We start from the raw sequence: 3,612 nt of genomic DNA, 5'->3' as shown, positions 1-3,612 counted from the left end.
CGCCGCGCTGCACCAGCATGGTGCCGAAGACGGAAACGTCGGCGATCATGTCTTGCGCAACTTCGGGCGTGAGCCCTTTGTGTTTGCGCAGTTCGTACATCTCGTTGGCGAACTCGTCGCGGTAGAGGGAGGTCTCCGGGTCGATCAGGAGGGCATCGTCGATGTTCAGTCCGAGGGACTTTGCCCGTTCGCGGATCTTCTCCGCGTCGCCCAGAATCGTCAGCTCACACACGTCGCGCTGCAGCAGCCGATCGGCAGCCGTCAACACGCGGTCGTCGTTTCCTTCCGGCAGTACGATCCGCTTCCTGTCAGTCCTTGCCTGGCGAAACAACCGGTTCTGGAACATCAGTGGAGTCACGACGGTCGTCTCGGCGATGTCGATCCGTTCAGCCAAGTCGACCGTGTCGACGTGGGTCTCAAACAAGCCGAGGGCGGCGGCGATTTTGCGGTCATCGGATGCTCGGAGCTCGGGCCGGAGCTCGGCCAACAGGGCGGCACTGTCGAAGGTGTCCCGGTGCGTTGTCAGCAACGGCGTTTGCGTGCCGGATAGCCCGTTGATGAACTCCAGGATGCTGGGATCTGGGTCGATGCCACCCGTGGCGATGATGCCCGTCAGGTTGGGAACCGAGTCGGAGAAGCGCGCCGTCATCCCCGCCAGGATCACGTCACTGCGATCACCCGGCGTGATGACCAAGGTGTCCGGCTCCCACCGTCCCATCAAATTCGGCACCGTCATCGCGGCAATCCGCACCGACGCCAAGTCACGATTGAGGCTGCGCTCATCGCCGTGCAAGATCTTGGCGCCTAGATGATCTGCCGCCTGCCGAATGGTCGGGAGCAACATCTGCGGGTCTTCGGGTAAGAACCACGTCGGTACATCGAGATCAGTGACTTGGGCCTTCAACTTCTCGATCTTTGACGGCTGGATCCGATTGACGAGGAATCCCACCACCGCCAGGTCTCGATCAGCCAGCGCTCCGCGGGCCGCGTGCAGCGCACCGCTGACTTGGTCCGGCCGATGATCGTGCGCCCGGCTCACGACGATGACCGGTGCACTCAGGTTCGTTGCCAAGTCCATGTTGAGCTCGAACTCAAAGGCCGCACTCGCGCCGCTGTGGTCGGTGCCCTCCACCAGGACCATGCTGCAATCGCGGGACAGCACCTCGAATCGCGTGAGGATCTGGTCGATGATCGACTGGGCGTCGCGTGACCCACCGAGGTGACGCGTTTGGCCAGTCGTGACCCCGAACGACTCGTCGTAGGACTGCGCCAAGTTGTATCGCGAACGCATCAGTTCAATGGTCACGTCGCGGGTGTCACTCTCGCGAATGACAGGTCGGAAGTAGCCCACCTTGTCCACGTGCCGGGAGAGCATCTCCATCAATCCGAGGGAAGCGATTGATTTGCCGCTCTCCGGCTCCAACGACATCACATACAAAGCACGCGCCACGATTGTCGAGGGTATGCCCTCCGGCAACGTCGAACAAAGTCATCCGGGGTGCGCACCATGTTTGCCGCAAGCCGTCAGCGGTCACGCGACCGCTAGAACCGGGTATCCGCACCGATGGGAATACCTGACCGAATCGTCGGGTTCTGGTCGGAATGCGCATCGGATTCATCGGTAGTGGCAACATCGGCAGCACTCTGGCCCGGCTGGCAATTACAGCTGGCAACGAAGTCGTCATGAGCAATTCGCGGGGTCCAGAGACCCTCGCCGAGCTGGTCGCGGACTTGGGCACACAGGCGAGCGCGGCAACGCCGGCGGAAGCTGGCGCAGCCGGGGAGATCGTCGTGGTGACGATTCCACTGGCCGCGCTCGATTCGGTCCCCGTCGCACCGCTTGCGGGCAAGGTGGTGATCGACACCAACAACTACTACCCCCACCGCGACGGACAGATTGCCGAGCTTGACAACGACTCCACGACTTCCAGCGAACTGCTGGCCGCGTACCTGCCGCAGTCCTCGGTGGTCAAGGCGTTCAACAGCATTTACTTTCAACATTTGGCCGAGCAGGGTGAGCCGATTGGAACGCCCGGACGCCGTGCGCTGCCCATTGCTGGGGACGACGCGGCCGCCAAGGCAACCGTCACCGAACTGATCGAGGCATTCGGTTTCGACACCGTGGATACCGGACCGCTCAGTGAGGGTCGCCGCTTCCAGCCAGCCTCCTCGGCTTACAACGTGCGCCTCACAGCCGAGCAGTTACGCGACGAACTCGCCCTGAACTAACCGGGTACCCTGCCGCCGGAGTTGGGTCAACCGGACGGCGCGGATTGCGCCATCACAAGAGGTCCCGGCGGCGAAATCCGACAAGGCCCGCGACAACCAGCCCGACAGCGACGAGGGTCATCACGATCAGCGGTGTGGCTGTGAACTGTCCACCGGGCAGTTTGGGGACATGCGTGAACGGCGAGATGTCCATCGCTGGTTGAGGGACCTTGAGCAATTCGCCGAACTCTCCCAGGAGAACGAAGAAGATCAGCACCGCCCACGCCAGCCACGCGAGTCGTGGCAGGAACCCGAAGATGAGCACGACAACTCCAACCAGAACCCACACCGCCGGAACCCCCACGGCGGCACCCGCGGTCACCCGGCCTACCTGGGCCCAATCGTCGACTTGCACCGCGTGCGCTGCCCCGGCCGAAACACCAGCCGCCACCAGCAGGACCGCACTACCGAGGATGGCGACGGCGATGTGGCTGCCCGCCCAACGGATCCGGGAGGTGCCGGTCGCGAGCACGGTCTCGGCATGCGTGGTGACCTCTTCGGAGTGCAATCGCATAGCGGCTTGGATCGCATATGCGGCCGCGATCAATCCAACGATTCGCATCTCTGCGGCCAGGAACGAATCGGTGAGTGCGCCGCTGGTTCCGAGCTTGGCGAACAGGTCGCGAACCTGTGGGGTATCGAGCATCGCCGACGCGGTGGTCGCGAGGTTGCCCAGTAACGCACCGAAGATCAGAAAGGCGACCAGCCAACCCAAGAGTGCTCCGCGCTGCAGCCGCCAGGCGAGGCCGAGCGCACTGCCCAAGCCCTTCCCGGCGGTGGCCGGACCCGCCCGTTCGGGCAGGATCCCCGCACCAAGGTCGCGCCTGGAGTTCAGCGCGAATGCCGCTGCCGCCAGACCTCCCCCAGTCGCGAGCAGCAGCGCCGCAGCCCACCACCGATCACCGGCGTACGCGCGAACTTGCTGGCCGATTCCGAGCGGTGACAACCACGATGCCCACGTCAATGAGTTGCTGCCATCGGCGGCGGCCCGGATCAGATAAGCCGCTGCCAACACGGTCAGGCTGATCCCATTCGCCGCTCGAGCCGACCGCGTGAACTGGGCTGCAATTCCGGCGATAGCTGCGAACGCGATTCCGACGACCGCCCAGGATGCGCCAAACGCGAGGGAGCCGGCCACCGGAAGGCCCACGGCGATCAGGCCCAGCGCAGTAAGCAGGCCCAGCACCACCGAGGCCGAGAACGTCAGCCCAAGCGCTGCTGCAAGCGGGGCAGCGCGCCCCACGACACCGGCTTGGACGAGTTCCAGCCGGCCGGCATCCTCCTCGGCACGGGTGTGGCGGATGGTCAGCATGCTCATGAGGATCGCCACCATGGCTGCCCCCA

Annotated in this window: 3 protein-coding genes; 1 reads left to right on the top strand and 2 read right to left on the bottom strand. The window is 64.2% G+C overall.

From position 1 onward, the window contains the following. Positions 1–1,450, bottom strand: a 1,450-nt coding sequence (locus KAZ48_11395) for an AAA family ATPase (protein MBP7973394.1), incomplete at its 3' end; no start/stop codon positions are given. A gap of 152 nt (positions 1,451–1,602) precedes the next feature. Here KAZ48_11395 and KAZ48_11390 point away from each other — a divergent pair. Continuing rightward, positions 1,603–2,229, top strand: a complete 627-nt coding sequence (locus tag KAZ48_11390) for an NADPH-dependent F420 reductase (protein ID MBP7973393.1) — start codon at positions 1,603–1,605, stop codon at positions 2,227–2,229. 52 nt (positions 2,230–2,281) lie between these two features. Here KAZ48_11390 and KAZ48_11385 read toward each other — a convergent pair. Next, a partial coding sequence (locus KAZ48_11385; protein ID MBP7973392.1) for an ABC transporter permease occupies positions 2,282–3,612 on the bottom strand: 1,331 nt, incomplete at its 5' end.

Source organism: Candidatus Nanopelagicales bacterium, from assembly GCA_018003655.1.
In the GTDB taxonomy this organism is placed as follows: domain Bacteria; phylum Actinomycetota; class Actinomycetes; order S36-B12; family UBA10799; genus JAGNDY01.
This window is presented reverse-complemented; position numbering and strand designations above follow the sequence as displayed.